This is a genomic window from Burkholderia vietnamiensis LMG 10929 (genome assembly GCF_000959445.1).
In the GTDB taxonomy this organism is placed as follows: domain Bacteria; phylum Pseudomonadota; class Gammaproteobacteria; order Burkholderiales; family Burkholderiaceae; genus Burkholderia; species Burkholderia vietnamiensis.
In genome coordinates this window covers 1,327,220-1,352,515 of the sequence record NZ_CP009631.1, presented here as the reverse complement: position 1 = coordinate 1,352,515, position 25,296 = coordinate 1,327,220, and the positions used below count along the sequence as shown (strand labels likewise).

Annotated in this window: 30 protein-coding genes, 1 tRNA gene and 1 pseudogene; 6 read left to right on the top strand and 26 right to left on the bottom strand. The window is 62.0% G+C overall.

Going from position 1 to position 25,296, the window contains the following annotated elements:
- The first annotated feature begins 22 nt into the window (after window positions 1-22).
- Window positions 23-99: transfer RNA gene (locus tag AK36_RS16170), tRNA-Met, on the top strand.
- Between the two features lie 104 nt (window positions 100-203).
- Here AK36_RS16170 and AK36_RS16165 read toward each other — a convergent pair.
- The 19 genes from AK36_RS16165 to AK36_RS16085 form a co-directional block, all read right to left on the bottom strand.
- A complete protein-coding gene (locus AK36_RS16165) occupies window positions 204-1,091 on the bottom strand; it encodes a reverse transcriptase family protein (RefSeq protein ID WP_224383366.1) in 888 nt (295 codons plus the stop codon).
- Window positions 1,069-1,377: a helix-turn-helix transcriptional regulator gene (locus AK36_RS16160; RefSeq protein WP_009910420.1), complete on the bottom strand. Its 309-nt coding sequence runs from the start codon at window positions 1,375-1,377 to the stop codon at window positions 1,069-1,071. Before AK36_RS16160 ends, AK36_RS16165 begins: the two co-directional genes overlap by 23 nt.
- Window positions 1,378-1,918: 541 nt before the next feature.
- Complete coding sequence (locus tag AK36_RS16155) at window positions 1,919-2,125, bottom strand: antitoxin VbhA family protein (protein WP_045578813.1); 207 nt, start codon at window positions 2,123-2,125, stop codon at window positions 1,919-1,921.
- A gap of 7 nt (window positions 2,126-2,132) precedes the next feature.
- Window positions 2,133-2,984, bottom strand: coding sequence for a tyrosine-type recombinase/integrase (locus AK36_RS16150; protein WP_230943446.1), 852 nt, complete (start codon window positions 2,982-2,984; stop codon window positions 2,133-2,135).
- A 229-nt stretch (window positions 2,985-3,213) separates the two neighbouring features.
- The gene (locus AK36_RS16145; protein ID WP_045578811.1) at window positions 3,214-3,432 is read right to left on the bottom strand and encodes a DUF4224 domain-containing protein; all 219 of its coding nucleotides are present in this window, start codon (window positions 3,430-3,432) and stop codon (window positions 3,214-3,216) included.
- Window positions 3,432-4,211: a rolling circle replication-associated protein gene (locus AK36_RS16140; RefSeq protein ID WP_045578810.1), complete on the bottom strand. Its 780-nt coding sequence runs from the start codon at window positions 4,209-4,211 to the stop codon at window positions 3,432-3,434. The genes AK36_RS16145 and AK36_RS16140 overlap by 1 nt, the downstream gene beginning before the upstream one ends.
- Window positions 4,212-4,285: 74 nt before the next feature.
- Complete coding sequence (locus AK36_RS16135; protein ID WP_045578809.1) at window positions 4,286-4,627, bottom strand: hypothetical protein; 342 nt, start codon at window positions 4,625-4,627, stop codon at window positions 4,286-4,288.
- A gap of 16 nt (window positions 4,628-4,643) precedes the next feature.
- Complete coding sequence (locus AK36_RS16130) at window positions 4,644-5,003, bottom strand: hypothetical protein (RefSeq protein ID WP_144410647.1); 360 nt, start codon at window positions 5,001-5,003, stop codon at window positions 4,644-4,646.
- 286 nt (window positions 5,004-5,289) lie between these two features.
- Window positions 5,290-6,732 (bottom strand): type II secretion system protein GspD, encoded by a 1,443-nt coding sequence (locus AK36_RS16125; RefSeq protein ID WP_167343727.1) that lies wholly within the window; start codon window positions 6,730-6,732, stop codon window positions 5,290-5,292.
- Window positions 6,729-7,637 (bottom strand): zonular occludens toxin domain-containing protein, encoded by a 909-nt coding sequence (locus AK36_RS31205; RefSeq protein ID WP_080938679.1) that lies wholly within the window; start codon window positions 7,635-7,637, stop codon window positions 6,729-6,731. The genes AK36_RS16125 and AK36_RS31205 overlap by 4 nt, the downstream gene beginning before the upstream one ends.
- Window positions 7,634-7,912 carry a DUF2523 domain-containing protein gene (locus AK36_RS16115; RefSeq protein ID WP_045578805.1) on the bottom strand — a complete coding sequence of 93 codons (279 nt, stop codon included), beginning with the start codon at window positions 7,910-7,912 and terminating at the stop codon, window positions 7,634-7,636. Before AK36_RS16115 ends, AK36_RS31205 begins: the two co-directional genes overlap by 4 nt.
- A gap of 118 nt (window positions 7,913-8,030) precedes the next feature.
- Window positions 8,031-9,527: a virulence factor TspB C-terminal domain-related protein gene (locus tag AK36_RS32990; RefSeq protein WP_106919323.1), complete on the bottom strand. Its 1,497-nt coding sequence runs from the start codon at window positions 9,525-9,527 to the stop codon at window positions 8,031-8,033.
- Between the two features lie 338 nt (window positions 9,528-9,865).
- Entirely contained in the window at window positions 9,866-10,129 is a 264-nt protein-coding gene (locus tag AK36_RS32985; protein ID WP_144410646.1) for a hypothetical protein, read from the bottom strand.
- 74 nt (window positions 10,130-10,203) lie between these two features.
- Window positions 10,204-10,425: a major capsid protein gene (locus tag AK36_RS16110; protein ID WP_045578804.1), complete on the bottom strand. Its 222-nt coding sequence runs from the start codon at window positions 10,423-10,425 to the stop codon at window positions 10,204-10,206.
- A 29-nt stretch (window positions 10,426-10,454) separates the two neighbouring features.
- Entirely contained in the window at window positions 10,455-10,634 is a 180-nt protein-coding gene (locus AK36_RS16105) for a hypothetical protein (protein ID WP_045578803.1), read from the bottom strand.
- Window positions 10,635-10,716: 82 nt separating this feature from the next.
- On the bottom strand, window positions 10,717-11,034 hold the full coding sequence (locus AK36_RS16100; protein ID WP_045578802.1) for a hypothetical protein: 318 nt from the start codon (window positions 11,032-11,034) through the stop codon (window positions 10,717-10,719).
- 603 nt (window positions 11,035-11,637) lie between these two features.
- Window positions 11,638-12,012, bottom strand: a complete 375-nt coding sequence (locus tag AK36_RS16095) for a DUF1493 family protein (RefSeq protein WP_045578801.1) — start codon at window positions 12,010-12,012, stop codon at window positions 11,638-11,640.
- The gene (locus AK36_RS16090) at window positions 12,012-12,443 is read right to left on the bottom strand and encodes an STM2901 family protein (RefSeq protein WP_045578800.1); all 432 of its coding nucleotides are present in this window, start codon (window positions 12,441-12,443) and stop codon (window positions 12,012-12,014) included. Before AK36_RS16090 ends, AK36_RS16095 begins: the two co-directional genes overlap by 1 nt.
- A 15-nt stretch (window positions 12,444-12,458) precedes the next feature.
- Entirely contained in the window at window positions 12,459-12,827 is a 369-nt protein-coding gene (locus AK36_RS16085; protein WP_045578799.1) for a hypothetical protein, read from the bottom strand.
- 414 nt (window positions 12,828-13,241) lie between these two features.
- On the opposite strand from AK36_RS16085, the gene AK36_RS16080 reads away from it, so the two are divergent.
- Complete coding sequence (locus tag AK36_RS16080) at window positions 13,242-13,820, top strand: hypothetical protein (RefSeq protein WP_045578798.1); 579 nt, start codon at window positions 13,242-13,244, stop codon at window positions 13,818-13,820.
- A gap of 30 nt (window positions 13,821-13,850) precedes the next feature.
- Here the strand turns inward: AK36_RS16080 and AK36_RS34305 are convergent.
- The 3 genes and pseudogenes from AK36_RS34305 to AK36_RS16070 form a co-directional block, all read right to left on the bottom strand.
- Window positions 13,851-14,001: pseudogene (locus AK36_RS34305) on the bottom strand (IS256 family transposase); the annotation flags it as partial.
- 61 nt (window positions 14,002-14,062) lie between these two features.
- Window positions 14,063-15,037: a LysR family transcriptional regulator gene (locus AK36_RS16075; protein ID WP_045578797.1), complete on the bottom strand. Its 975-nt coding sequence runs from the start codon at window positions 15,035-15,037 to the stop codon at window positions 14,063-14,065.
- Window positions 15,038-15,233: 196 nt separating this feature from the next.
- Window positions 15,234-16,202, bottom strand: a complete 969-nt coding sequence (locus tag AK36_RS16070) for a GlxA family transcriptional regulator (RefSeq protein ID WP_011885934.1) — start codon at window positions 16,200-16,202, stop codon at window positions 15,234-15,236.
- Between the two features lie 117 nt (window positions 16,203-16,319).
- Here AK36_RS16070 and AK36_RS16065 point away from each other — a divergent pair, with 117 nt between their 5' ends.
- Both AK36_RS16065 and AK36_RS16060 read left to right on the top strand, forming a co-directional pair.
- Window positions 16,320-17,003, top strand: coding sequence for a DJ-1/PfpI family protein (locus AK36_RS16065; protein ID WP_034192681.1), 684 nt, complete (start codon window positions 16,320-16,322; stop codon window positions 17,001-17,003).
- A 90-nt stretch (window positions 17,004-17,093) separates the two neighbouring features.
- A complete protein-coding gene (locus tag AK36_RS16060; RefSeq protein ID WP_034192682.1) occupies window positions 17,094-17,405 on the top strand; it encodes a cupin domain-containing protein in 312 nt (103 codons plus the stop codon).
- A gap of 157 nt (window positions 17,406-17,562) precedes the next feature.
- Here AK36_RS16060 and AK36_RS16055 read toward each other — a convergent pair whose 3' ends face one another.
- Window positions 17,563-17,955 (bottom strand): MAPEG family protein, encoded by a 393-nt coding sequence (locus AK36_RS16055; protein WP_011885937.1) that lies wholly within the window; start codon window positions 17,953-17,955, stop codon window positions 17,563-17,565.
- Window positions 17,956-18,259: 304 nt separating this feature from the next.
- On the opposite strand from AK36_RS16055, the gene AK36_RS16050 reads away from it, so the two are divergent.
- Complete coding sequence (locus AK36_RS16050; RefSeq protein WP_045578796.1) at window positions 18,260-21,352, top strand: transglycosylase domain-containing protein; 3,093 nt, start codon at window positions 18,260-18,262, stop codon at window positions 21,350-21,352.
- Window positions 21,353-21,397: 45 nt separating this feature from the next.
- Here the strand turns inward: AK36_RS16050 and AK36_RS16045 are convergent, their stop codons facing one another.
- Both AK36_RS16045 and AK36_RS16040 read right to left on the bottom strand, forming a co-directional pair.
- Entirely contained in the window at window positions 21,398-21,745 is a 348-nt protein-coding gene (locus tag AK36_RS16045; protein WP_014723591.1) for a GFA family protein, read from the bottom strand.
- A 251-nt stretch (window positions 21,746-21,996) separates the two neighbouring features.
- On the bottom strand, window positions 21,997-22,701 hold the full coding sequence (locus AK36_RS16040; RefSeq protein WP_011885940.1) for a FadR/GntR family transcriptional regulator: 705 nt from the start codon (window positions 22,699-22,701) through the stop codon (window positions 21,997-21,999).
- A 134-nt stretch (window positions 22,702-22,835) separates the two neighbouring features.
- On the opposite strand from AK36_RS16040, the gene dgoD reads away from it, so the two are divergent.
- Complete coding sequence (dgoD, locus tag AK36_RS16035; protein ID WP_011885941.1) at window positions 22,836-23,984, top strand: galactonate dehydratase; 1,149 nt, start codon at window positions 22,836-22,838, stop codon at window positions 23,982-23,984.
- 126 nt (window positions 23,985-24,110) lie between these two features.
- Here the strand turns inward: dgoD and AK36_RS16030 are convergent, their stop codons facing one another.
- Window positions 24,111-25,046, bottom strand: coding sequence for a copper resistance D family protein (locus AK36_RS16030; RefSeq protein ID WP_014723592.1), 936 nt, complete (start codon window positions 25,044-25,046; stop codon window positions 24,111-24,113).
- Between the last annotated feature and the right edge of the window lie 250 nt (window positions 25,047-25,296).

The following is a 25,296-nucleotide window of genomic DNA, read 5'->3' as shown; positions in this document are numbered from 1 at the left end:
GATCTACATAATTCAAGTCTTCGGCGAATTAGCTCAGTCGGTTAGAGCGACGGAATCATAATCCGCAGGTCCGGGGTTCGAGTCCCTGATTCGCCACCAAATGCAGAAAGGGCTCAGCGCAAGCTGGGCCCTTTTTCTTTGCTCCGCAAACCAGCCCATGCTCCGCAAACAGCATGCAGGCAACCACACCTGCATCGCGAATCTTAGCCACGCGGCTCCGCGCCAGGGTTGTCCAGAATCTGACTTGCTTCCTGCAGCCGGCCCCTTAAGGCCCGCATCAGTTTCGCCTTTTCCTCACCGCCACAACGCAACAGCTCCTGCTTCGTCCGCCATATCTTGCGATGCCGTTCGTTTGGAAGTCGCAGCTCGCGTTCAACCACAACCGCGCCCGTGACAACCTTGACCGACGTCGCGGCATAGGTTTTCGATTTCTTCTGCTTGGTCTTATAGCCGTACCTACTAACCACCTTCCGAACCTCGCCCAACAGCTTCTTCGTGGCGGCCGGTCCCGAAATCGTTACATCGTCTACGTAAGCAGTCATTCGACATTGCTCGCCCTCTGCCAGTTCGGCGATATCGTCGAACATATGCCTTGCCGCAAAGAAAGCGACCCGGCCGCTCAACGCACTTCCCGTCGGAAGATGCTCCTGCCGATAACAGCAAATATCGGCTAGACGATGGGCAATGTCCTCCGCGCACATAAAATCCACGAGAAACATTCGATAGACCATCTGCCGCGTGGTGCTCGGATAGAACTTGTGGATATCAGTCTTGATGAGAGGCGTTGACCCGACATGCTGTCGAGCGTTGTCAGCGTATGAACGCCCCTTTTGCGAATACAGATAGTCGGGCAGTTCAATCCGGGAAAGCAGCTTACCTATGCGGCCGTGGACTTGACCCAGCCAACCGATTGGCTGCTGGATCTCCCGTCCCTTATCGTTTTCCCAGACTCGGTAGCAATCGGAAGCGAGTAGCTTGCTAACTGCGCTCCACGCGACACCCACTACCTTCTCGAACTGCCCTTTCCCCCTCAAGCGATACAGCGGGGATTGATGGAGCGCATAGCGCTCAGGCGTGTTTTTCGATTTCATCGCGCTCTTCTAACCATTCAAGGAGACGCAGAATCTTGTCCGCCGCGGCAATACGCAGCTTACCGCCACGCGTCCGTTCTCCTTCCATGGTTTCAGAGAAGAGCAAAATGGACGACGTCGGCATCTTGAACACTTCCGAATACTTGCCAAGCAAGTCCAAGCCAGGTGCTTTATCACCCTTCTCGATCTCACTTAGATACGAGTTCGAAATGCCAAGACGCTTCGCCAGCTCGACCTGCGTGAGCTGATGGTACGTCCTCAGTAGTTTCAATGCTCGGTACAACATGGTTCATTCCCGGTTTGAAATAAAGGGGTGCCGAATTGCCTCAGGGCTTGTCGAAAATCTTCACGACCAGATCGATCAATTGCAAGATGGCAACAGCCACCTTGATCGTCTCCGGACGCGTCAACCACGACTTGACCCGGCTCCTCGGCCCCCGCCGTTTGGGAGGCTTTCGAACATGATGCATGGTTGTTCTCCTTGGCTACACCACCGGTCTGAGCGAAATGCGCAGATCGTGGCTGTCGTCCGTAACCAAGCAGAGCAAACGGCAGGTTTTCCCCTCTATTCCCAATGCATGCCCGGTGTCGTCCCGGGCATGCTCGCATCGGCAGCATCGTCATGGTCCGTCCAGATACTCGGCTCCACGGCGCACGGCACACGGCCTAGCGAAAGACAGGACCTTGCGGCCCCACAGGGTGCTTACACACCCCACAGACACGACAGTTGTCTCTGTTAGCCTCACGACCAATATAGCCAATCGAGTTCGCCATTTCAAGAAATATTTCGCTGCGAGCGAAACATGTTCGCACACTGATTGCACGACTCACCGATCTGTCACATCGCCACGAACGTGGGCAGCCATAACAGTGACGAACTCCTCAGTGGTGATCTCCCCAGCGATCAACCGCTCTTTCTGAGTCTCCTCGAAATGGCCCGGCTCATACCCCTCCAACCGCGAAATTGCGTCCGCCTGACGAAACCGCTCCCGCAGCTCACGCTGGCGCTCGATCGAATTCAGCTTTCCCGCCATATCACCCTCACTTCGTCGGATCGACCTTATCACCCTTGCGCTCGCGCACGTAGTGCTCGGTCATCGCAAGCGACTTGTGCCCCAACTGACGCTGCGCCGCTCGAATATCGCCGGCCAACTCGGTTTTATCTGTCCCCGCTTTCGCGCGAAGATCCCGGAACTGGAACGCGTCCTTTGGCACACCCGCCAGCTCGCGCGCACGATCAAACCGAAACCGGAGCGCGTCCGCCATCAACCGCTCGCCGGCCTCATTCACCACTAGCGCAGTGCTGACGACCTTGTACCCCTTCTTCCGACCGCGAATTCGCTCCAACACATCCGCCAACCGCCCCGTAACCGAAATCCGGAGACGTTTACCGCGCTTGCCCTGCTCAACCCACAGCTCGCCGTCTTTAATGTCGCGTTCATCAAACTTGAGCGTATCGGCCGGCCGCTGCCCCGTCAGATACGCAAGATCCATCGCATCGCGCAACGGCTGATCAGCAGCCTCCCAAACTTTCTGAAACACATCATCCTCGACGTACACGTTGCGTCCGGTCTCCTTGTTTCGGCGAACTCCGGTACTAGGATTCGTCGCATCGGTTAGGCCGTGCTCGCGCGCGAAGTTAAAGATGTGGGAAAACAGTGCAATCTCGCGATTCGCGCGAACATGTCCGGCCTTCTCAGGCACCAGCTTCTTTCGCTCGACGTACCATACCTTCGCCTGTTCCATCCGCCAGGACAAGTACTGACGAACATGCACCGGCCGAACGTCGCTCAACAACGCCGGAGGATCATCGAAGAACTTAAACAGATTCTCCAACTCGACCAGATTGTCGCGCTGCGTCCGCCGAGATTTCAGCGGCAACACGTCCCTCATGTACCGCTCGGCCGCATACCGAAACGTCACCAGCTCGGTATGACGCGACCGGTTATCCAGCTCCAACTCCGACCACTTCCGCACGGCCTCGACAAAATCCGAACCTAACGGAATTTCCTTACGCGGAACGCCGCCCGTGTCGTAATAGTAGTAAACGACACCGCTCCTCTGCGTCCGTGCTCGCATACGGGGCGGGAGATTGAGATTCTTCGTTCTACGTCGGCCCATTTCATCCAATAATCACACGCGGCTCCCAACCGCGTCGCACGGCTCGAGGAGCATTCTCGCGCTTACCCTCGATCGTCGACCGAGCCACAATCGGCCGACCAGCAGCGTTCACATAGAACGCTATCCCCATGCGACGAAGCGCATCGATTTGCTTCGACTTCAACTTACGCCCCGTCAAAACCTCCACCTCCTCGACCGAGAGAAACGTCTCGACATCCATCACGCCTCCCGAGTCGAAAGCCAAAAACACCCTAACGCCTCATTCCAATACGTCTGACACCGATCCAGCGTCGCACCAACACGCATCGCCGCCTCAAACGCAATTCGCAACGCACCAACAGGACTATCCGACACGATGTGATCGATCGGCACAACCTCAGGCACAACCACGCCTCGACTTGTCCAATACCGCTTCTCATTAAGCTTGTGCTCAGAAAAATCCTTCGAAATATACTTCGCGAGGTACGACGCCAGCTTGTGCCTCAACCCCTTTTCTCGAAACGGGTTGCGCACATGAATATTGCCGTTCCCGACTCCAACGACGCTTAACCAAATTCGTCGCAACACCCGATAATTTTGCCGCCCCTTCACCGCGATGTGCACATGCCACGCACCACGCTCCTGACGCTCAAGCACGGCAACGTAGTGAAAGTCGGCCACTCGGGACACCCGTCGACGAAAACGATCGAAATCTCGCTTTGCACGCGCCTTGTCCTGCATATTCTCGCGATACGTCAGCGTGATCATGCGATCAGCACCAATCGCCTTACAGCGAAGCCGCACCTGCTGTTTAGCCCTTCGCTCCGCGTCCTTAAGATTCGCTTCGCTGTTATCCGACTCGCCGCGCTTCGCCTTCGGTCTAGCGTTCAACGACAACGCGCCCAAGTACCGATCGAACCGATCAACAGTCACCTCGACCAGCCCATCCCCGAAGTTCCGGCCACGAACCACCCACTCCCGGCTAAACGCCGAGAAATCACCTATACTCTCGTCGTGCATTGCAACTAGTCCTTGTAATGCTGTTGTCCGAGCCCTGCACCGTTGCCGCGGTCAGGGCTTTTTCTTTTACTGGCCTACATAAAAATCGACTCAAACAGCTCCCGCTCAGCGCGTCCGACCAACGTACGAGCGATCCACGCCTGCACTTGATCCAGCGAACCAAACCGCCGAACCCCTTCGCCATCGAAGCCGATTCGCTCAAACTGAAACCAACAGGGCGTACGACGGACGCCACCATCGAGCGTCACCAGAATCAACGCCCCTGCAACCACGTAAAAATCACGCTTCCGCTTCACCACCATTACCGGAGCGCGACCTTGCGGCGCCTCCACAAGCAACTTAGGGAAAACAGCCACCAACTGCACTCCGCGATCGAAATAGATCGCGCCAAGGGCCGGAGATTCGTTCACTGACATATCGGTTTCCTCAACATCAGACCACCAACTCACCGTGAAACGCCACATGCAACCGCCCGCGTACATCGTCTAGCCAGCGCTTTAGCAACTCCGCCGTACGAAAACGGCGAACGCACCGGCCGTCCAATCCCTCCAATCTCAAATACACCCAATGCTTATCCGGGCCTTCACTCTCATCTACGTCAAGCAGCACAAACGGACCAGCAACCAAACACATATCGGCACCACGCCTCACGACCATGACCGGTAGTCGCCCCTCCGAGGTCCACAAGGTCAGACCGCGAACTACACCCAACAAAACGCAGTTACCCTCAAACGAAACCTCAAACAAGCCGCCCATCTTTCTGCTCATATCCGCAGCGATATCGCGCACCATTGCCGCCCTCATACGTTAAGTGTCCCTGATACAAGTTTAGGGGCCGCGCTGCGCGCGGCCCGCCTTGCGCGCTCCCGCTGCGCCTGGCGAGCCGCCCGCAGCGATTACCCCCAAACTCCCCACTCCAATCGCTCGCACCCAACCGGCGCGCTGTTCGGCATGGGTTGTGCCGTCCTATGGCCGACACAACCCATCGCCAGAGCGTGCAGCGGTATAGCTGCCGTCAAGGCCAAGCCCTCCGGGTCGCTACGCGAGCCTTGACCGCAGCGCGACCGCTACCGCTTCGTTACAGGTCCGACACCTTGCTCACCTGCAACACCAACAGCACTTCTGTACGCCCTTTCGAACCCGACCTTCCATCGAGAAAGCTCGGCAACCAACCAATCGAATTGCGCGACGACGTGTCCTGATCCTGCACAAGCCCACCGAGCACGATGACCTCACCATCCTTCATATTCACAACCGTCGACATTTCCCGCGTGTTTTTCGTCGGCGAGTTATTCACGCCGGTTGTCGTCGCAACGAAACTCGATAGCTGCTCAGATAAGCGGACCTGTATCGCATCACCGAGCACTACCGGCTGAACATCGAATATCAAACCGGCGTCCTGATACTCGACCGACTGCACCGGCGTCCCGCTTTGCCCTTGATAGCTGATGCTCCCCAGCGTCGGCACCTGTGCGCCAACGTTGAGCCTCACCCGCTCGCCGGACACCACCCGCACATGCGGATCGCTCACCTGTTTGAACCGACTGTCTGCATCGAGCGCCGAAATCGCCGCATCAAGCACCGTGCTCGAGAACCGCAACGCCGTAGGATCAGCATCGGTCGATCCGTTCGAAAAACCGAGCTTGCCGCCCAACACGTTCGCCGCGATGCTGAACGCCGAATTACGTGAATTGACGTCCGACACCTCATACACCCAGCCGCGCACAACAACCTCGCCGGCCTCACGATCCAACTCGGCAATCACCTTTTTCAGATCGCGAATCTCCGACGCTTCTCCGCTGAATACCAGCTCGTCACCCGCCGAGATCGACGGACGCGCCGACGGCAACGCAACCGTACGCGGGGGAGCCGCAGCAACGCCAGACGCAGCTACCGGCACTTGCGCAACGTCTCCTAGGGGCAACGCCGAAGCACCACCCGCAGCAGCCGTCATACGCCCCGAAAACAGCGGCTGTAACACCCTCGCCAGATAGTCCGCCGTCCGAAAGCGCGGGCGATATACGAACGTCTCTCGATCCGGCGCCTTGACCTCCGATGCAGCCTTCCGCGATACAAAATCCACACCGTCTCGCGTCTCAACCTTGAAGCCTTGCGAATCGAGAAACACCTTCACGAACGACCGAAGATCGCCCGACTTGCCGTCGTACTGAAACGACACCAGCCGACCGTCTTGCAACACCTCCGAATCGATCACGTGCGGCACGTGCATTGCATCGCCGTACAACAGATCGACCAACTGACCAACGCTCACATACCGCAGATCGAACGCCCCGCCCTTCACCCGAGGCAGCGGCTTTAGCGGCACGCTCGGCAACGAATCAGGCGACGCAACTGACACCGGCCCCGCAGACAATGGCGCGGACACCCCGAAACCCGGTAACGTCGGCAACGGTGGAACACCAGCGGCAAACACGGACGACGCGAACAACAGTCCACCAGCGAAACTCGACGCGCGGCCACCTTTCACTCGACAAGACCGATCAGCAACGATGTTTCTCATTTCCGCGCCCCTGTCGCACCACCTACGCTGCCCGTCCAAACAGCTACACGCTCCCCATCCACCGTGCCACTAACGTCCAATGTTTCGCCACGAAAGCCATCCGCCGACTCACGGCGAAAACGACCATCGCTATCAGTCAGCAAAACGTAGCCGCGCCCATCTACTGAATACTGACCCGCAACACGCCACTTACTCGACCCGCCATTCCCACCAGCCCTAGCGGGACCACTACCGACCGAGGCACTGCTCGCACCACTTGCGACCGATGCAGCCGGACTAATACCGAAACCGCTACTCACACTCTTGAAGCTTTTCCACCCTAAAACGACCGCGAAAACCGCCGCAATCGGCAACACGATCAGCGCCTTCGGTATCACCGCCTTCGGTTTCGTATGCAGCTCAGCGCTCGTATAGAGCTGAAATACATCCTTCGGATAAAACCACGGCCTCTTAACCGCACCCGCCAAACTCTGCGGGTTATGCGCGTGATCCCACTCATACAACATCGCTCTTCGGCCGCCGAACAAACGCCGCACGTGAACATGGTGTCCGACGAGATCACGGATCGTCTTATTCAAACGCTGCGGATGCTGCGTGATCAAAATGAAATCCACGCCGAAATGGCGATGCACGTGCAGCTTCTCAATATCCTCAGTCGGCTTCACGCTCACCGAAACCGGAGGCCAAATGCGCTGCACTTCATCGATCACGATCAAATCATTTGGCTGACAATGCTCCCACCACTTTCTGATCCACTGCTCGTCAACCAATACGTGATCGACTGCTAAATCACGAATCCCATCGACCAAAATCCGCCGCCCTGCCTTCGCTTCTCGCCGCAAACGGTCTACGGTATGCAGTGTCTTGCCGCTACCGGGCGTGCCCGTCACAAGGTCAATGCTCATTTCACGAAAAACTTCTTCATGCTCGACACCCCGGCCATAGCCACGCGCGCGCTAAACGCACCACCGATATAGCCGATCCCCTGAAACACACCGCCCATCGCCAAAATGTTCGCCAAGTCGGACGGAAGCCCGCCAACCGATGAAGTCATCCAGTCCATAGTCTGATTCAGCGCGGCATCGATTCCCGCGACCGTCACCACACCGACACCGAGCGCAATCAGCGCCTGGACGATGATCGGCTGAACTAAGCTCAGAAGAAACGTCGCCCATGTCATCGCTCATACCCCGTAACGCCGTGCACCACGTCGACCGCATCACGCGACGAATGCCCCGCCGATCCAAGCATCCAACCGAACCACACACTTACTACGATCGCAAATACGAACAGCATCCTCATAACGACACCCCCATCGCGACAATGAACGCAGCAGCCAACGCACAAAGAGCCAACACGAGCGGCCTCAGCTTCTGCACCACTGTGCAGAACGGGTCGAAAGAAAATGAATAGTCAGCGTCAAAAATGCGAACGGTTTGAGGCGCAGGACACGTACCGTCGACCGAACCGATAGACCACGGCGTAAACGGAATCGACGTTTCACTCGCTGGTATCGGAGCAGATGCAGGAACATCACCAAGCGGCACACAGCCAGCCAATTGAGAGCCAGCCACGCAACCCGAGCTGTTCGACGGTGACGTACCTGTACCCGTGCCGGTTGACGGATAGAAATCCGGAGCAATCGACACCGTTGAATCAGACACGGATGCTTTGGGCGTGCCCTCGACCAGATCACTCCAAGTCGGAGATTGGCCCGACGACGCGAGATCCGCGCTTGAAACTGGATTGACCGACGAATAGGGATATCCGTTATAACCAGGCATCGCCGACGCCTTCTCCCAAAGCTTCTCCGCGAGCTGAGACGTAAGCTCATTCGGCGCAGGAGCCGTCAGCATGTCATTCGTGATCGGCAATTGCGTGAGCGTTCCCGTAACCGGCTGAGGCTGGGTCGACGGCACATAACCAGGGTTCTCATAAACCCAATACCCGTCATCAAAGCTCTGAACCACCGAATTCGCATCGGTGTAAGTCAAGTGCCCGACGTACCTGTTTAAGGTCACACCATCCGACGCGACAATCCCCGACGACGGCGCCGCATCAACAACGATCTGACAACCGCTAGCACCAGAAAACGCGGTCACCGGAGGCGCGCAATGCTGAGAGTCAAAAAGCGCCGCCTGCACCACGCAATCGCGTTGAGAACTACAGGCTCCAACAACGGCGTTACCGGCGTAATACGTCGCCACATAAAACTGATAGTTCGACGGCAACGCACCGTATCCCGGTGTCACCTTGCTAGGCCCGGAATAAAGCCCGCCACCCGCCGGCACCTCCTGAACCGGTCCACTACCACCACTCGGAGACGAAGCACCGCCCGGTGAAGAAGCCCCATTGGGCGACGAAGCACCGCCCGGAGCAGTCGCAGTCGTCGTCGGAGTCAGCGTCAACTGAGGAGCCGACGCCGTACCACTCTGCGTCAACTCATACACCCCCCAAGCCACAGCACCAGCAGCCGCCAGCGCACCAACACCTACCGCAGTAGCGAGCCACACCGGCGCACCGGCAATACTTGCGACCGTCCCCGCCGCTGCCCCAACATACGACGCATCGTTCGCAGCCTGACCAACCCATTTCATCGTGCTCTGGAACACGGCATCGTTAGCCGCAGTAACAAGGCCGCGCCGCTCTAGATTCGCAAGAATCGCCCCACCAACAGCTCGATTTATCACGCCGTTGAATACCGGCTCCAATACGGCCAACGCCTGAGCATTCGCCGCTTGCTGATGACATAGCATCGAAATGAGCGCGAATGCGATAACGAATCGCTTGAACATAGTGTCAACCGAAGATGATGTAACCGGCCAACAGCAGCGTCGCGACCACAATTCCGACGCACTCGTAAAACCACGTCATTTCGCCCTCCGCCGATCGATCACTTCCAAAACCAAGTCCGGCGTCATCGACAAAAATCCCCCAACCGCAAACGACACCACCCCGACCAAACAGAGCAACTGCACAAAATCTCCCACTATCGCAACATCACCACCTAATCCAACAGCCACTCTCCAAAACAACTCATTAATTCGGTAACACATGCCCAGAACGAAGCCCCCAACAGCAGCAATCAGAGCAGCAACAAATGCCGACCGCACAACATACCGCCTCGAAACCATCACGCATCTCCCGATGAATTGAGAAAACTCATCAATGCACGAATGCCCCAAGCAACCGCAAGGACACCGAGACACGCCGCACCAATCTGCAACCCTACAATCTCGCCACCGGACACTGGCTGATCGCCAGCCAACGTTGACACCTGCAAATACAACGTATTTCCGTTTGAATCAGCCCCACATTCGATCTGCGCCCCATACAACTCCGCATACGTCACACCGGCTTGACCACCCGGCCCACACACGACACCGGATACCGCCATACGGCCTCCTAAGAGCCCTCAAAAAAGGGCGCTCAGTCGCCCGAACGCCCTTAACTTCCTCGCCGGAACCCCGATCAACGACCGAGGAAGCCCTTCACCGTCTTGTAGCCCCACGCCAGCACCACGATCGCCAGCACCGCACCACCAATCGTCACGATCGACGGTGCGACGCCATTAATCGAGGCAACGATCGGCGTCACGTCCACACCCGACGCTTGCGCGAACGACGCCGACGACAGCAGAGCAGCAGCACCGCCAGCAGCAACGATGGCAAGTTTTTTCTTCAGGTTCTTCATCTACCAACTCCTCAAAAACGGCTCACTGATTAGGATTCGTCCGACCGAGCCACATTCGAACGAATCGACTTCTTCGGCGGATCGCGGCGCGACACAACGCGCGTCACGTACTCCACCCCCTTGCAGACCAGATGCACGAACAGCAGCAGATTCAGCAACATGAGCTGCGTCGACACCGGGTCCACCGCAAAGGCCGACAGACGGTCCATATCCAGCCACCTCCATCTCTTAATAAATAAGCAGTCCTGATATGACTGGACACAACACCGTCAAACGATATGCGTGCCTCCGTCAGACGGTCGCGCCCCCCGAAGCCGGCTTCGCTTTCGGCATCCCGAACGGCACCAACGAAACGATACGAGGCACCAACTTCCCCGAGTCCGGCCCGCTACCCTGAGCCAACGCGAAATCAGCCAGATATTCCCCTGAATCACGGTCAGCCAGCGCATCGGGCAGATTGATCACCCCGACGACCACGCTCCGCTGCCCTTCGATCTCCTGCTCCAAAATGCATTGCGCCTCACGAATCGTATAAGGCCGACCCGTTTTCGCACTAACGCCACTACGAACATTGATTGCAAGAATCGTGACTTTTTGTTTGCTGGACATTTTCTCTCTCACGTTTAGGTGTCTATCGAAAGCGCATCGTGCGATGCGTGATCGAACAATACGCAAAACAATGCGCACGCTCAATCTTGTGAACATTGATAAGTGAACAACAGATCGCCCAATGTGATAGACAAAAGCAACAGAAGACAATCAAGTACGAAAATCAATGTCTAGCAAACATTCAACCAACCAACTGATTTCGTTGATGATTTTTCATGTCATCAAAAATCTATCGAGCAACAACACTCAATAAAAATATTTTCCGTCTATCAATTAAAATTCTTCTGGAAATTCCACCTAAGCGACGGAAACATGCGTCGATAACAACGAGCACCGGCCCGCTCAGTACCGCATGAGAAACGCACCGCAATCGAACCTTGACGCACGTATTTGCAAGCCTCCGCGCCCCTTCGCTTACCAGTATTTGAGGAGCTGAAATCGCGCCAACCCCATGTTTTAATTCTCTTTTGGGGTGGAATCATAATCCGCAGGTCCGGGGTTCGAGTCCCTGATTCGCCACCAAATGCAAAAAGGGCTCAGCGCAAGCTGAGCCTTTTTTCTTTTCAGCGGTTCAACGAAGATTCAACCGCGCATCCCTCTCTCTCATCCGCCCCCTCGGGCAGCCGCAGCCTCGATCACCGACGTATCCCACCGTCCGTACTGCATTGCCTCAGCGAGCATCCCGAGCGTCAACGGAACGACAGCCGGCCGGCGATACCGCTTCGAAAACAAGCCGAGGAACCCCGACAACATTTCCTGACCTTCTGGCCGGAAATAGCGTCGATACGGAAAATCCCGCACCTGGACGCTGAACGTCTCAGCCCACTTGTCGATGAATTCGACAGCATCCTCCCCCGTCAGCCCCAAGTCCTCTTCAAGACGTGACGTGGGCAGCAAATCCAGCCGTCCACCGAACAACGGCCGACCCAGCTCTTCCCGAGCAAACGTCTCAAGACGTTCCCAAACATCACTTTCCATCACAACACCCTATCTTCCGGCTTAACGACACGGTTATAGGCCATCACCGTGTTGCGCATGATCAGCACCACATCCACTGCCAAGAACATCTCCCCGGCAACAGGAATCAAACGCCCGACCCAAGCACCAAGGTTCCGAGTAAACGCAACACGAATCCCGGAAAGCCCCACGCCGGTAATCATCGGCAGCCGCACCGCAACCTTGAAAGGCAACAGCTTGCGCGCAGCCAACGAGGCTACGGATGTACCTGCCGTAGCCCCGACAAACTTGCCCGGCGCAGGCACGTCAGCCTGACCGAGCAACACGGCCGCAGCAGCCCCCAAATCATCCAGTCCAAGCTGTTTCTGCGTCTCATCCAACGCCACGTAGACGAACAAATCCACCGGCCTCAGGTTCTGATGGATACCGAATCTATATCGATTTTCGCTCATTGCTGTCCATCCACCTCAGATCGCCGACTGACGACTGTTACGAACATACAGGTACAGAAGCCCGACCGGTGCAATAAAGATCGCGCAACTCCAGCAGAGCGCCATCGTCATCCACTTAAAGAACAACACAACTAGCGCAGGCAGGAAGAAAACATTCCGCCCAACGATGTAGTCAACGATGCCCTCGTAAACGAATCGCGAATAAGGATAAAGAAAGCAGTTAACCGCGAAGAACAGCAACGCACCCACCGGTATAGCCACCGGCTTCGACCCACGACTCAGAACAAAAAGAAGAAGTGCCGGGAAAATCAGCCCAAACAGAAACTGACGAACGTAATACTGCGTTGATAGACCGCCGAACGATTTTGCAAGAATCGGATGCATAACTATTCCATTGTTTATTTTTCGAACACAAATCGAGACCCTCACCCGATTTGTCCGATTTTAACGTATCCGCACCCTACATCCAAAATGCATATCGCATCCAACATCAGCGCCAAGTCGCACGGCCTTTCGACGTTCTGCTACCTCCGCCCTCGCCTCAGCAGCACGTGGACGTCCTACCTTGCACGTACGCAGCCATCGTCTCCCAATCTGCCGCGAAGCCAGATTGGTAGCGCCGCATCCTGCTCCTGAAACGCACGGACATGTGTCAACGGGTGGTCCGTCGCCCAATGCCCGAAGCGACCTAACTCATTGAGCATCGCTCGCAGATACACGCACTTGCGTGCCGAGGACGTTGCCGGCAAGCTAGATGCCATCAAAACGGCGCCGCCGATCTAACGGAGTTCACGACCTATGCCCGCTAACGAGCAATGGGAACAGTTGCTGACGCCAGCGGTGATGCAAGAAAAGCTCATCTCGGCGTCGCTCTACATCACCGCCTTTGAGCTTCTGAGGCAATCAATCGTCGGGCGTATCCGCGATTTCTACAACATTGAAAGCATTGGTCTCGAGCCTGGTACATACCAGTTCAGCGGCGAATATCGCTCGAAAGTTCTCGCTCGCAACAAAAGCACCCTGTACGCATCGCTCGATTGGTTGACCGAGTATGGCGCAATCGATCTTGGCGATCTTGCGACCTTCGAACGCATCAAGTCGATTCGGAACAAGCTAGCTCACGAACTGCCATCGATTGTGACGGGCACGGTGGATTTCGACCACATAGAGATTTTCCATGATTTGATCACAATCTTAAGAAAAATCGAGGTCTGGTGGGTGGTGAACGTTGAGATTCCGACCAATCCCGATTTTGACGGGCGGGAGATCGATGAGGCGGCAATCGTCCCGGGACCAGTCTTGATGCTTCAAATGATGGTGGAGGTCCTTTCCGGGAACGAAGATCTGCTAGAGCACTATCGAATGGGCAAGGCCTAAATCATTTCAAACTCAAAAGCCGCGTTTTTCCGCAGAGGCTCGTTCGGCCAGTTGCTGCTTCTTGAGCTGGCCGGCAGCTCAATTCGCCCGGAAGCACCCCGGCATCCTTGCCCTGAATCTGGGCAAGCAACTGATCGATCAGTTCATTGAGAAACAGCTTTGGCGCCTTCGGGTTCTTGATCTTCTTGGCTACTGTAGTGTTGCATCGGTCATAGAACGGTAGTTCCGTTGCCCCCCGCGAATCAAACCACCACCGCCCCCCTCTGCACCTCCGCCCCTCCCGCCCGCCCCTTCCCGCGCCAATTCTCCCCGCCCTCCAGCGACGGCGTCGCCTCGAACAGCTCCGAGATCCAGTCAGCGAACACGCGCACCTTCTGCGACAGATGCCGGTTGTGCGGATAAACGATCGAGATCGGCTTGGGCTTCGGATTGCACTCGGGCAGCACCTCCACCAGCGAGCCGTCGCGCAGATGCGGCAGCACCATGAACAGCGTCGGCTGGATCATCCCGAACCCTTCGAGGCCGCTCGTCACGTACGCATCCGAATCGTTCACGGTGACGGTGCCGGCCATCCGCACCTCGACCGGCTTGCCGTCGATCATGAACACCCACGGAATCGGACGCGCGCCGTGGCTCGCCCGGAAATTCACCGCATGATGGTCGGCCAGATCGGCGATCTCCTGCGGCTCGCCATGACGCGCCAGATAGTCGGGCGACGCGCAGGTCACGCGCTTGAGCATGCCGATCCGTCGCGCGACCATCGACGAATCCTCCAGCGGACCGACGCGGATCATGCAGTCGATCCCCTCCTCCACCGGATCCACATAGCGGTCGGACAGCCCGAGATCGAGCGCGATGTCGGGAAAGCGCTGCCGAAAGATCGACAGCGACGGCAACACCACACGCCGCCCGAGCGAGTTCGGCATATGCACGCGCAGCACGCCGCTCGGCTTGCGGTTCCCGGTCTGGAAGCTCGCGTCGACTTCGGCGATCTCCGCGATGATCTTCATGCAGTGCTCGTAGTACGCCGCACCTTCCGGCGTCAGCGACAGCCGGCGCGTCGTCCGATGCATCAGGCGCACGCCGAGCAGCGCCTCGAGATTCTGGATGATCGTCGTCACCGACGCGCGCGGCATCGCGAGCGTGTCCGCCGCGCGCGTGAAGCTGTTCGCGTCGACCACGCGGGTGAAAACTTCCATTGCCTGAATGCGGTCCATGCTGCGCCCCTGTACGAATCGCCAACAGGACAGAATAGAGCGCCCACCGGCCGCGGCACAAGCCCCGGCCCATTGTTCCGCAAGCCCGAACAGTACGCGCCGCCTCGGCCTCAAAGTGCGCGACTTCCATGCGATTGCCTCACATCGCACCCGACCACATCCGGTAATCGCATCGTGAGCATCCCGCCTCGCCCCATCACCGCACGAAGCGCTCCCGATACCCCTGCGGCGACACACCGAGCACACGCACGAAACTGCGCCGCAGCGTCTCCTCCGACCCGAAGCCGCAGCGCGTGGCGATCCGCTTGATCGGCCAGTCGGTCTCGCCGAGCAGCCGTTGCGCCGCTTCGATCCGAATCTGTTCGACCGCCCGCGCGGGCGTGCGGCCGGTGCCCGCGCGATAGTGACGCACGAAGCTGCGCTCGCTCATGCTGACGCGCTCGGCAAGCGCGGGCACCGACAGATCGGCCGCGAGGTGTTCGGCGATCCACGCATGCAGTTCGCCGAAGCGGTCGTCGGTGCGCTGCATCGACAACATCGCGCTGAACTGCGCCTGCCCGCCCGGCCGCTTCAGGAACACGACGAGTTCGCGCGCGGCGTCGAGTGCGATCGCGCGCCCGAGGTCCTCCTCGACGAGCGCAAGCGCGAGATCGATGCCGGCCGTCACGCCGGCCGACGTCCACAGCGCGCCGTCGCGGATGAAGATCGGATCGGGCTCGACGCGCACGTTCGGATAGCGCGCGGCGAATTCGTCGCAACGCGCCCAGTGCGTGACGGCGCGCCGCCCGTCGAGCAGGCCGGCCTCCGCCAGCAGGAACGCGCCGGTGCATACGGACGCGACGCGTCGCGCGTGCTGCGCCTGCCGGCGCACCCAGCGCACCGTGCGCGCATCCCGCGACGCCGCATGCACGCCCTTGCCGCCGGCGACGATCACCGTATCCGGCCGTCCGGCCGAGCGCAGCGAATCGGCCATCACGACGAGCCCGGCGGACGTCTCCACCGGCCCGCCATCGGCCGCCACGACGCGCGGCGCATAGGGCGCCGGTTGCCCGCGCTCCTGCGCGAGCTCGTTGACCGACGCGAACACCTGCAGCGGCCCGCTCACATCGAGCAACTGCGCACGAGGGAACGCGAGGACGACGATCGAACGGGGAGCGGCATGCATGGCGATTGGCTTAAAACGTGGGCGATATGGCAATTTCGCCAAACACTACGCGCCTAGAATCGATCTGTCCATCGTGCGCCGGCAGCGGCGCTTGTCCTTCTCTTCCGGAGTGTTCGCATGACCCTGCATATCGGCCTTCTCGTGTTTCCGGGCGTCCAGCAACTCGATCTCACCGGCCCGCACGACGTGCTGGCGTCACTGCCCGATGCGGCCGTCCATCTGGTCTGGAAATCGCGCGACACCGTCGCATCGAGCAGCGGCCTCGCACTCGCGCCGACCTGCACGTTCGACGATTGCCCGCCGCTCGACGTGATCTGCGTGCCGGGCGGGATCGGCATCAACGAGTTGCTGCTCGATGCGCAGACGATCGCGTTCGTGCGCCAACGCGCGGCCACCGCGCGCTACGTCACGTCGGTGTGCACCGGCGCGCTGCTGCTCGGCGTGGCGGGCTTGCTGAAAGGCCGCCGCGCGACGACGCACTGGGCGTTTCACTCGTTGCTCGAGCCGCTCGGCGCGGTGCCCGTGCGCGAGCGCGTGGTACGCGACGGCAATCTGATCACCGGCGGCGGCGTGACGGCCGGCATCGATTTCGCGTTGACGATCGCGGCGGAACTCGCCGGCGTCGAAGAAGCGCAGTCGATTCAACTCGCGCTCGAATATGCGCCGGCCCCGCCGTTCGACGCGGGCTCGCCGGATACCGCGCCGGCGTCGGTCCTCGAGCGCGTGACGCAGCGCTCGGCGGCCGGCCTCGAAAAACGCCGGCAGACGATCGACGCGGCATTGCGTGCGATGGCGCGATAGTGCGATAACGCGTCGAATCCACGTCCTGATCCGAGGCCGCACGGCCTCGTCGCTCCCTGCGAAATTCCAACCGCACCTGCGAACCCGTCGATGAACATCATCCGCAGCACGACCTTCACCGCTGCGCGCCCGTGGGGCGCGCTCGACATCGCGAACCTGAACGGCATCACGGTCCGGCTGCACTGGACCGATCGGCCGTATCGCTGGCACGTGAACGACGGCGAAGAAGTATTCGCCGTGCTCGACGGCCGCGTCGAGATGCGCTATCGCGAAGCCGGCATCGAACGCGCGACGGTGCTCGAAACGGGCGACCTGTTCCACGCGACGATCGGCACCGAACACGTCGCGCATCCGCTCGGCGAAGCGCGCATCCTCGTGATCGAATCCGCAGGCAGCGTTTGACCACGCACGCCGCGCCGGTTCGTCGGTCGCGGCTGGCCGGTTCAGATTGCGACGTGCCGCCACGGCGAGCGCATTCGCACGCAGCGTGCTGTAACACGCACGCGCGCTGCACCGAACACCCATCACCGGCGCCGCGTTCGCGCCGCCGCGCGCTCGCTCAGAAGAACAACGATACGCACAGCGCCGCGCCGCACAGATACGTACCGAACGCGCCGGTGAAGCGCACCGGATTGGGTCTGGCCATCGTCGGCCAGACAATCAATCCGACCACCAGCAGGCAGCGGCACACGGTCGCCGCGACGATCAGCGACAGGATCGCGCGAGACGGCGCATGCGCGCCGACATACAGGAACAGCACCGCGAGGAACGGCGCGTATTCGGCCGTGTTGCCGTGCGCGCGCACGACCTTGTGCAACCGGTCGGTCGGATCGGGCAGACATCCCGAACCCGTGGTGTGAAGAAAGCGCGACACCGACACGACGAGCCCGAGCCCGAACAACAGCAGCCCGAGAATCGCCGTACAAAAGAGCGCGACGGGATGGATCGACATGGTGGTCCTCGCCAATGCGGGCACGGCGGCACGGCGCCGCGGTCCGCCGATCGTACCGCAGCGGCGCCGCGCCACCCTTGCCGCAACCCGTAGTACCGTCGCGCGGCAACGGGATCGAACCCGATTTGTCGCCCGCGCCCCACGCACGGACGCGGTGCAGCGCGCCCGGCCGACGGCCCGCGCCGGACACGTGCGTTGCATCCGCGCATCTCGGTAGTGAACACCCTTGGCAGCCCGCTGCGGAGGACTACACTAGTCCTTTATGAGGTGCGGCCGGAGCCTGCGCCTTCAGGGAGACGCCGCCATGAATCGGCCGCTGAATCGCATCCTGCCGCGCATGACCGGGAGTGCATCGGTCTGGACGTGGGTCAAGTGGTCTTTGCTGGCCGCGCTGCTGATCGCGATCGCGATCGTCGCCCGGCTGGTGATAACCGAGATCCAGACGTCGCGCCTGCAAGCGCACTACCTGTCGGAACTCACCCGCGACCTCAGCTACACGGTCGAGGCCGGCCCGAGCGACCACATCCGCTTCCCCGCCAACGGCCCGTACGACGAGCGCCTCGGCTACTCGATGATTCCCGCGTTTCAGCAACGGCTGCTCGCCCGCGGCTTCGTCGTCGGCAAGCAGGCCCGCGACTCGCAGCGGATGCTGTCGCTCGCCGATCGCGGGCTGTTCCTCCCGTATGAAGAGAAGGACCAGTCCGGGCTGATGCTGTTCGATTCGACCGGCGCGCCGCTGTTCGCGACCGTGTTCCCGCAACGCGTGTATGCCGATTTCGACGCGGTGCCGCGCGTGGTCGCCGACGCGCTGATGTTCATCGAGGATCGTTATCTGCTCGACCCGAACCAGCCGAACCGCAACCCGGCGATCGACTGGGGCCGCTTCAGCCGCGCGCTGGCGGACCAGGCGATGCACGTGGTCAACCGTCATCAGGCGCGCCCGGGCGGCAGCACGCTCGCGACGCAGATCGAGAAGTTCCGCCATTCGCCCGACGGCCGCACCGCGACGCCGCCCGAGAAGCTGCGGCAGATCGCGTCCGCGTCGGTGCTCGCGTACCTGAACGGCCCGCAGACGATGCTCGCGCGCCGCGCGATCCTGGTGCGCTATCTGAATTCGGTGCCGCTCGCGGCGCGCGCGCACGTGGGCGAAATCACCGGCATCGGCGACGGCCTCGCCGCGTGGTACGGCCGCGACTTCAACGACGTGAACCGGATCCTGTCAGCGCCGACCACCGGCGACAACGTCGACGCACAGGGCAAGGCGTTCCGCGAGGTGCTATCGCTGATCATCGCGCAACGCGCGCCGTCGTTCTTCCTGAATCGCGGCTATCCGGCGCTGCAGAAGCTGACCGACAGCTACCTGAGGCTGCTCGCGAACGGCGGCGTGATCTCGCCCGCGCTGCGCGATGCGGCGCTCGCCGCGTCGATCGAGCGCAGCGCGCCGCCGCCGGCCGCGCGCGTGCAGTCGTTCGTGTCGCGCAAGGCGGTGTCGTCGGCGCGCGCGTCGCTGTTGTCCGCGCTCGGCATCAGCGACCTGTACCAGCTCGATCAGCTCGATCTCGAAGCGACCAGCACGCTCGACAACGGCGTGCAGCAGGCGGTCGCCGAACGCCTCGCGCAGGCGTCGACGCGCGACGGCGCGCAGGCCGCCGGCCTGTACGGCTTCGAGATGCTCGCGCCGAAGGACGATCCGTCACACCTGACGTACAGCTTCACGCTGTACGAGCATCGCAACGGCGCGAACCTGCTGCGCGTGCAGACCGACAGCGTGAACCAGCCGTTCGACGTGAATCGCGGCGGTCGCATCAACCTCGGCTCGACGGCGAAGCTGCGCACGCTGATCACCTACCTGCAGATCGTGACCGAGCTGCATGCGCGCTACGGCGGCCTGTCGAACGCGCAGCTCGCGCAGGTGAAGCTCGATCCGCTCGACGGCTTGTCGCGCTGGGCCGTCGACTACCTGTCGCATACGCGCGAGCGCTCGCTGCAGGCGATGCTCGACGCGGCGGTCGAGCGCAAGTATTCGGCGAGCCCCGACGTGTTCTACACGGGCGGCGGCGCGCAGGTGTTCTCGAACTTCGAGAAGTCCGACAACGGCCGCATCCTCACGCTGCATACGGCGTTCGAGCATTCGGTGAACCTCGTGTTCGTGCGGCTGATGCGCGACATCGTGCACTACGAGATGCTGAAGGCGGCCGGCCCGTCGTCGTCGTGGCTCGGCGACCCCGAGCAGCGCAAGCACTACCTCGCGCAATTCGTCGACGGCGAAAGCAAGGTCTACGTGAAGCGCTACTACACCCGCTATGCGGGCAAGGCGCCCGACGACGCGCTCGCGCTGATGTTGCGCGACGTGCGCAAGTCGCCGGCGAAGATCGCGACGGTGCTGCGCAGCGTCGCGCCGAACGAGCCGCGCGCGTGGTTCGATGGGCAGATGCGCGCGCAGTTGAAGGGCACGCCGGCCGCGACGCTGTCCGACGACGATCTCGCCGCGCTCTACGCGAAGTACGCGATCGACCGCTTCAACCTCAACGACCGCGGCTACATCGCGAGCGTCCATCCGCTCGCGCTGTGGACGCTCAACTATCTGCGCGCGCACCCGAACGCCTCGCTCGGCGACGTGCAGCGCGACAGCCGCGACGCACGCGTCTACACCTACTCGTGGCTCTACAAGACGCGCTACCACGCAACCCAGGACCGGCGCATCCGCCACATGGTCGAGCTGCGCGCGTACGAAGAGATCACGAAGGCGTGGCGCGCGCTCGGCTACCCGTTCGCCGAAGTCACGCCGTCGTACGCGGCCGCGATCGGGGCATCGGGCGACCAGCCCGACGCGCTCGCGAAGCTGATCGGGCTGATCGCGAACGGCGGCCAAAAGGCGCCGACCGAGACGATCACGCGCCTCGATTTCGCGAAGGGCACGCCGTACGAAACCCGCTTCGTGCGCGCGGCCGCGCAACCGCAGCCGTTGCTGCCGCCGGAGATCGTCAACGTGGCGCACACGCTGCTGCGCGACGTGGTGCTGAACGGCACGGCACGGCGCCTCGCGGGCGGCTTCACGCTACCCGACGGCAAGACGCTCGAGGTGTACGGCAAGACGGGGACGGGCGACCAGCGCTTCAACGTGTACGCACGCGGCGCGCGGCTGATCGAATCGCGCAAGGTCAACCGCAGCGGCACGTTCGTGTTCGTGCTGGGCGACCGATTCTTCGGCGTGCTGACCGCGACCGCGCACGAGCCGTACGCGGCGCGCTACGACTTCACGAGCGCGATGGCCGTGCAGCTGCTGAAGTCGATGGCGCCGGCGCTCGCACCGCTGATCGAGCGGCCGGCGACGGCTGGCACACGGACGGCCGGCGACGCACCGCAGGCCGAAACGCCGCAGCCGCTACCGTCGTGACGGCCGCGGCGCGTCGCGCGCCGGTGCCGAGCTGCGCCGCGCGCTTCAACGCGAGCGGCCGTCGTAATGCGTGACCGGCAGCACGTCGGGATCGACATCCTCGAGACACCGCACGTTGATGCAGACCATCTCGGTGCCGTTCGGATGCGTGGCCTCGGCGAAGGTGTGGATCCCGCAGCGCTTGCAGAAGCGATGCCGGATCATGTGCTGGTTGAACGTATAGGTGGCGAGGTTGTCGTCGGGCGTCGAGAACGTGACGTGAGCGCGCGGCACGAACCACAACAGCGCGCCCTTGCGCCGGCAGATCGAGCAATTGCAGGCCATTACGCCCTGCAGGTCGCCTTGGGCGTCGAACTTCACGTCGCCGCAATGACAGCTTCCGCGATACAGCATGGTGATCTCCGAAGCGGCACCGGCGCATCGACGCATGACGGCGGGACGCCGTCACGCGGATGCGCTCGAGCGAGCACAGTAGCGCGCCGCCGCGCCGGCCGCAACGTACTGCGAGCCGCCGCGACGTCAATCGCGGCAGCCGCGACGAACGCGTCACATGACCGCGCCGACCGGCATTCCGCTCGCGACGAATCGGTCTGAACGCAGCGCGCGCAGCCGCCGACGGCGCGCCGGCGCGACCGCCCCGGCCGTCACGAGCGCTCGATGCGCGCGCGCGTCACCGCGAGCAGCGCGGCCATCGCGCGACGGGCGCCGTCCTCGTCGCGCCCGCGAATCGCATCGCTGACGGCCGTATGCTCGGCGAGCGACGCGTTGAACACGTGAGCGCGCCGCGCGTTCAGATGCAGCTGCGCCTCCAGCGTGCGGTCGATCAGCGCGCCGAGCGGCACCAGCAGCTCGTTGCCGCCGGCCTCGAGCACGCTCATGTGAAAGCGCAGGTCGGCGCGCACCCATTCGTCGACGTTGCGCGCCGCCGCCATCGCGCGCACCGCCGCCTCGATCGCGTCGAACCCGCCCGGCCCGTGCGCGCGGGCGGCCAGCGCGGCCGCATGCGGCTCGATCATCTCGCGCATCTCCTGCAGCTTCAGCGCGAACGCGATCGGCGGCGCGACACGCGCGTACCAGTCGAGCAGGTCGGCATCGAGCAGGTTCCATGCGCGACGCGGCCGCACGCGCGTGCCGACCTTCGGCCGCGATTCGACCAGCCCCTTCGACGTCAGCGTGCGCAGCGCCTCGCGCAACACCGTGCGGCTCACGCCGAACATCTCCATCAGGTCCGCCTCGCGCGGCAGCAGCGATTCGGGCGGATAGTCGCCGCGCAGGATCGCCGTCGCAAGCCGGAACGCCGTCTGTCCATGCAGGTCGCGTTGAATGATCGTTCTCCGTTGGGCGGGCAATGCGGCGACTGCCCACTATCTGCACAATAGTGCTATTAATACTATTTTTTAGCACGCTACGCTAGGATCACCGTCATGTATTCGGCCGGCACCGCAATCGCACGGCGCGCCGGCCTCCTTCGGAGACTCGCGACATGAAAATCACCCGCCTCGAAACCTTCGTCGTCCCGCCGCGCTGGCTGTTCCTCAAGATCGAAACCGACGAAGGGATCGTCGGCTGGGGCGAGCCGATCGTCGAAGGACGCGCGCACACGGTCGAGGCCGCGGTGCAGGAACTCGCCGATTACCTGATCGGCAAGGACCCGCTGCTGATCGAGGATCACTGGCAGGTGATGTATCGCGCCGGGTTCTACCGCGGCGGCCCGATCACGATGAGTGCGATCGCCGGCGTCGATCAGGCGCTGTGGGACATCAAGGGCAAGCATCACGGCGTGCCCGTGCACGCGCTGCTCGGCGGCCAGGTGCGCGAGCGCATCAAGGTGTATTCGTGGATCGGCGGCGACCGCCCGAGCGACGTCGCCAACAACGCGCGCGCGGTCGTCGAGCGCGGCTTCAAGGCGGTGAAGATGAACGGCTCGGAAGAGCTGCAGATCGTCGACACCTACGACAAGGTCGAGCAGGTGATCGCGAACGTCGCGGCGGTGCGCGACGCGGTCGGCCCGCACGTCGGGATCGGCGTCGACTTCCATGGCCGCGTGCACAAGCCGATGGCGAAGGTGCTCGCGAAGGAGCTCGATCCGTACAAGCTGATGTTCATCGAGGAGCCGGTGCTGTCGGAGAACGCCGAAGCGCTGCGCGACATCGTGAACCAGACCAACACGCCGATCGCGCTCGGCGAGCGGCTCTACTCGCGCTGGGACTTCAAGCACATCCTCGCGGGCGGTTACGTCGACATCATCCAGCCCGACGCGTCGCACGCGGGCGGCATCACCGAGTGCCGCAAGATCGCGACGCTCGCGGAAAGCTACGACGTCGCGCTCGCGCTGCACTGCCCGCTCGGCCCGATCGCGCTGGCCGCGTGCCTGCAGCTCGATGCGGTCAGCTACAACGCGTTCATCCAGGAACAGAGCCTCGGCATCCATTACAACCAGGGCAACGACCTGCTCGACTATCTGCGCAATCCCGAGGTGTTCCGCTACGACGACGGCTTCGTCGCGATCCCGCAAGGGCCGGGGCTCGGCATCGACGTCAACGAGGAGAAGGTGCGCGAAATGGCGAAGACGGGCCACCGCTGGCGCAACCCGGTATGGCGCCACAGCGACGGCAGCGTCGCCGAGTGGTGAAGCAAGGCGGCACGCGCGGCGCGGTGCGCCCGCCGCGCGTCGCATTCGAGACGGCCGCCCGAACGGGCGGCCGTCGTTGCATCTGCGCCGTGCGCGGGCCGCGCGCGCGGCTGCGCCGAACTGCGGTCAGCCCAGCGCCGCAAAGCCCGGCACGCTGAACGACAGCACCGCGGCCGCGACGAACACGCCGATCATCAGCAGCGCCTCGAGATGCAGGATGTTGCGGAACGTATGCGCGTCTTCGGTCGACGCGGTGCGGCGCAGCCGCGGCAACGCGGAGAAGCGGTTCAGGCCGCCGAGCACCAGCGCGAGCGCGACCAGCAGCAGCTTGAGCAGCAGCACGCGCCCCCACGTGCTGCCGTCGAGCGGCGCGAGCGAGCCGCCGAGCCCGCGCAGCGCGTTGAGCACGCCGGTGCCGAGCACGAACACCACCGCGATCGTCGACGTGCGCGACAGCTGCTGGCCGATCCGGATCAGCGCGCCGCGCGCGACCGACGAGCCGAGCGTCGGCAGCACCGCGAGCCCGCCCGCCAGCACGAGGCCGCCCCACACCGCGGTCGCGAGCAGATGCAGCGTCTGCACGCCGACCGCCGCCGACAGCGCGCCCGTGTCGGCCGCATGGCCGAGCGACGCCTTGCCGGCCGCGATCGCGATGACGGCGAGCCACAGCACCGCGTGCGCGAGCGGGCCGTCCGGTTTGGCAAGCGCGACGATCGCCAGCACGACGGCGCCCGCGAACGCCACGCTCCACGCGAAGCCGACGTGGGTCTGCGCGAGCACCTTCGGCAGCGCGCCGAATGCGCCGCCGAGCCCCGTGCCGCTCATCGACGCGGCCTCGTACAGCAGCCAGCCGAGATCGGCGAGCACGAGCGCCAGCGCGGCCGCGACGAGCGAATGTTGCGCGCGCAGCCATGCGGGGTGCGACGGCGCGACGACCGGCCGCGCGCCGTCCTTGCCGAGCCACGCCTTGAGCAGCGCCGAGCCGGCCGCCATCGCGAAGGTCGCGTCCATCAACGCCGCCAGCGCGACCTGCCCGATCCACAGACTGTCGAACCTCGTCATGCGCGACCTCCGCGAAACGGGCTGCGGGCGATACGGCTGCGAGTGCAACGACAGGGAGAAGACGGCAACGGCACGGTAACGAACGTCATCGATGAATCCGGAAACGGGAGAAATGACTGGATCAGCGGCGGAGGCGGCGCCGCGCGACCCGCGAGTGTACGGTCTTCGACGGCCAACGCGCACGCCGGTTCAGACTGCGACCATATAAAGCGCGTCAAATTGTCGCAAGTCGCAAACAGGCAGGAACCGA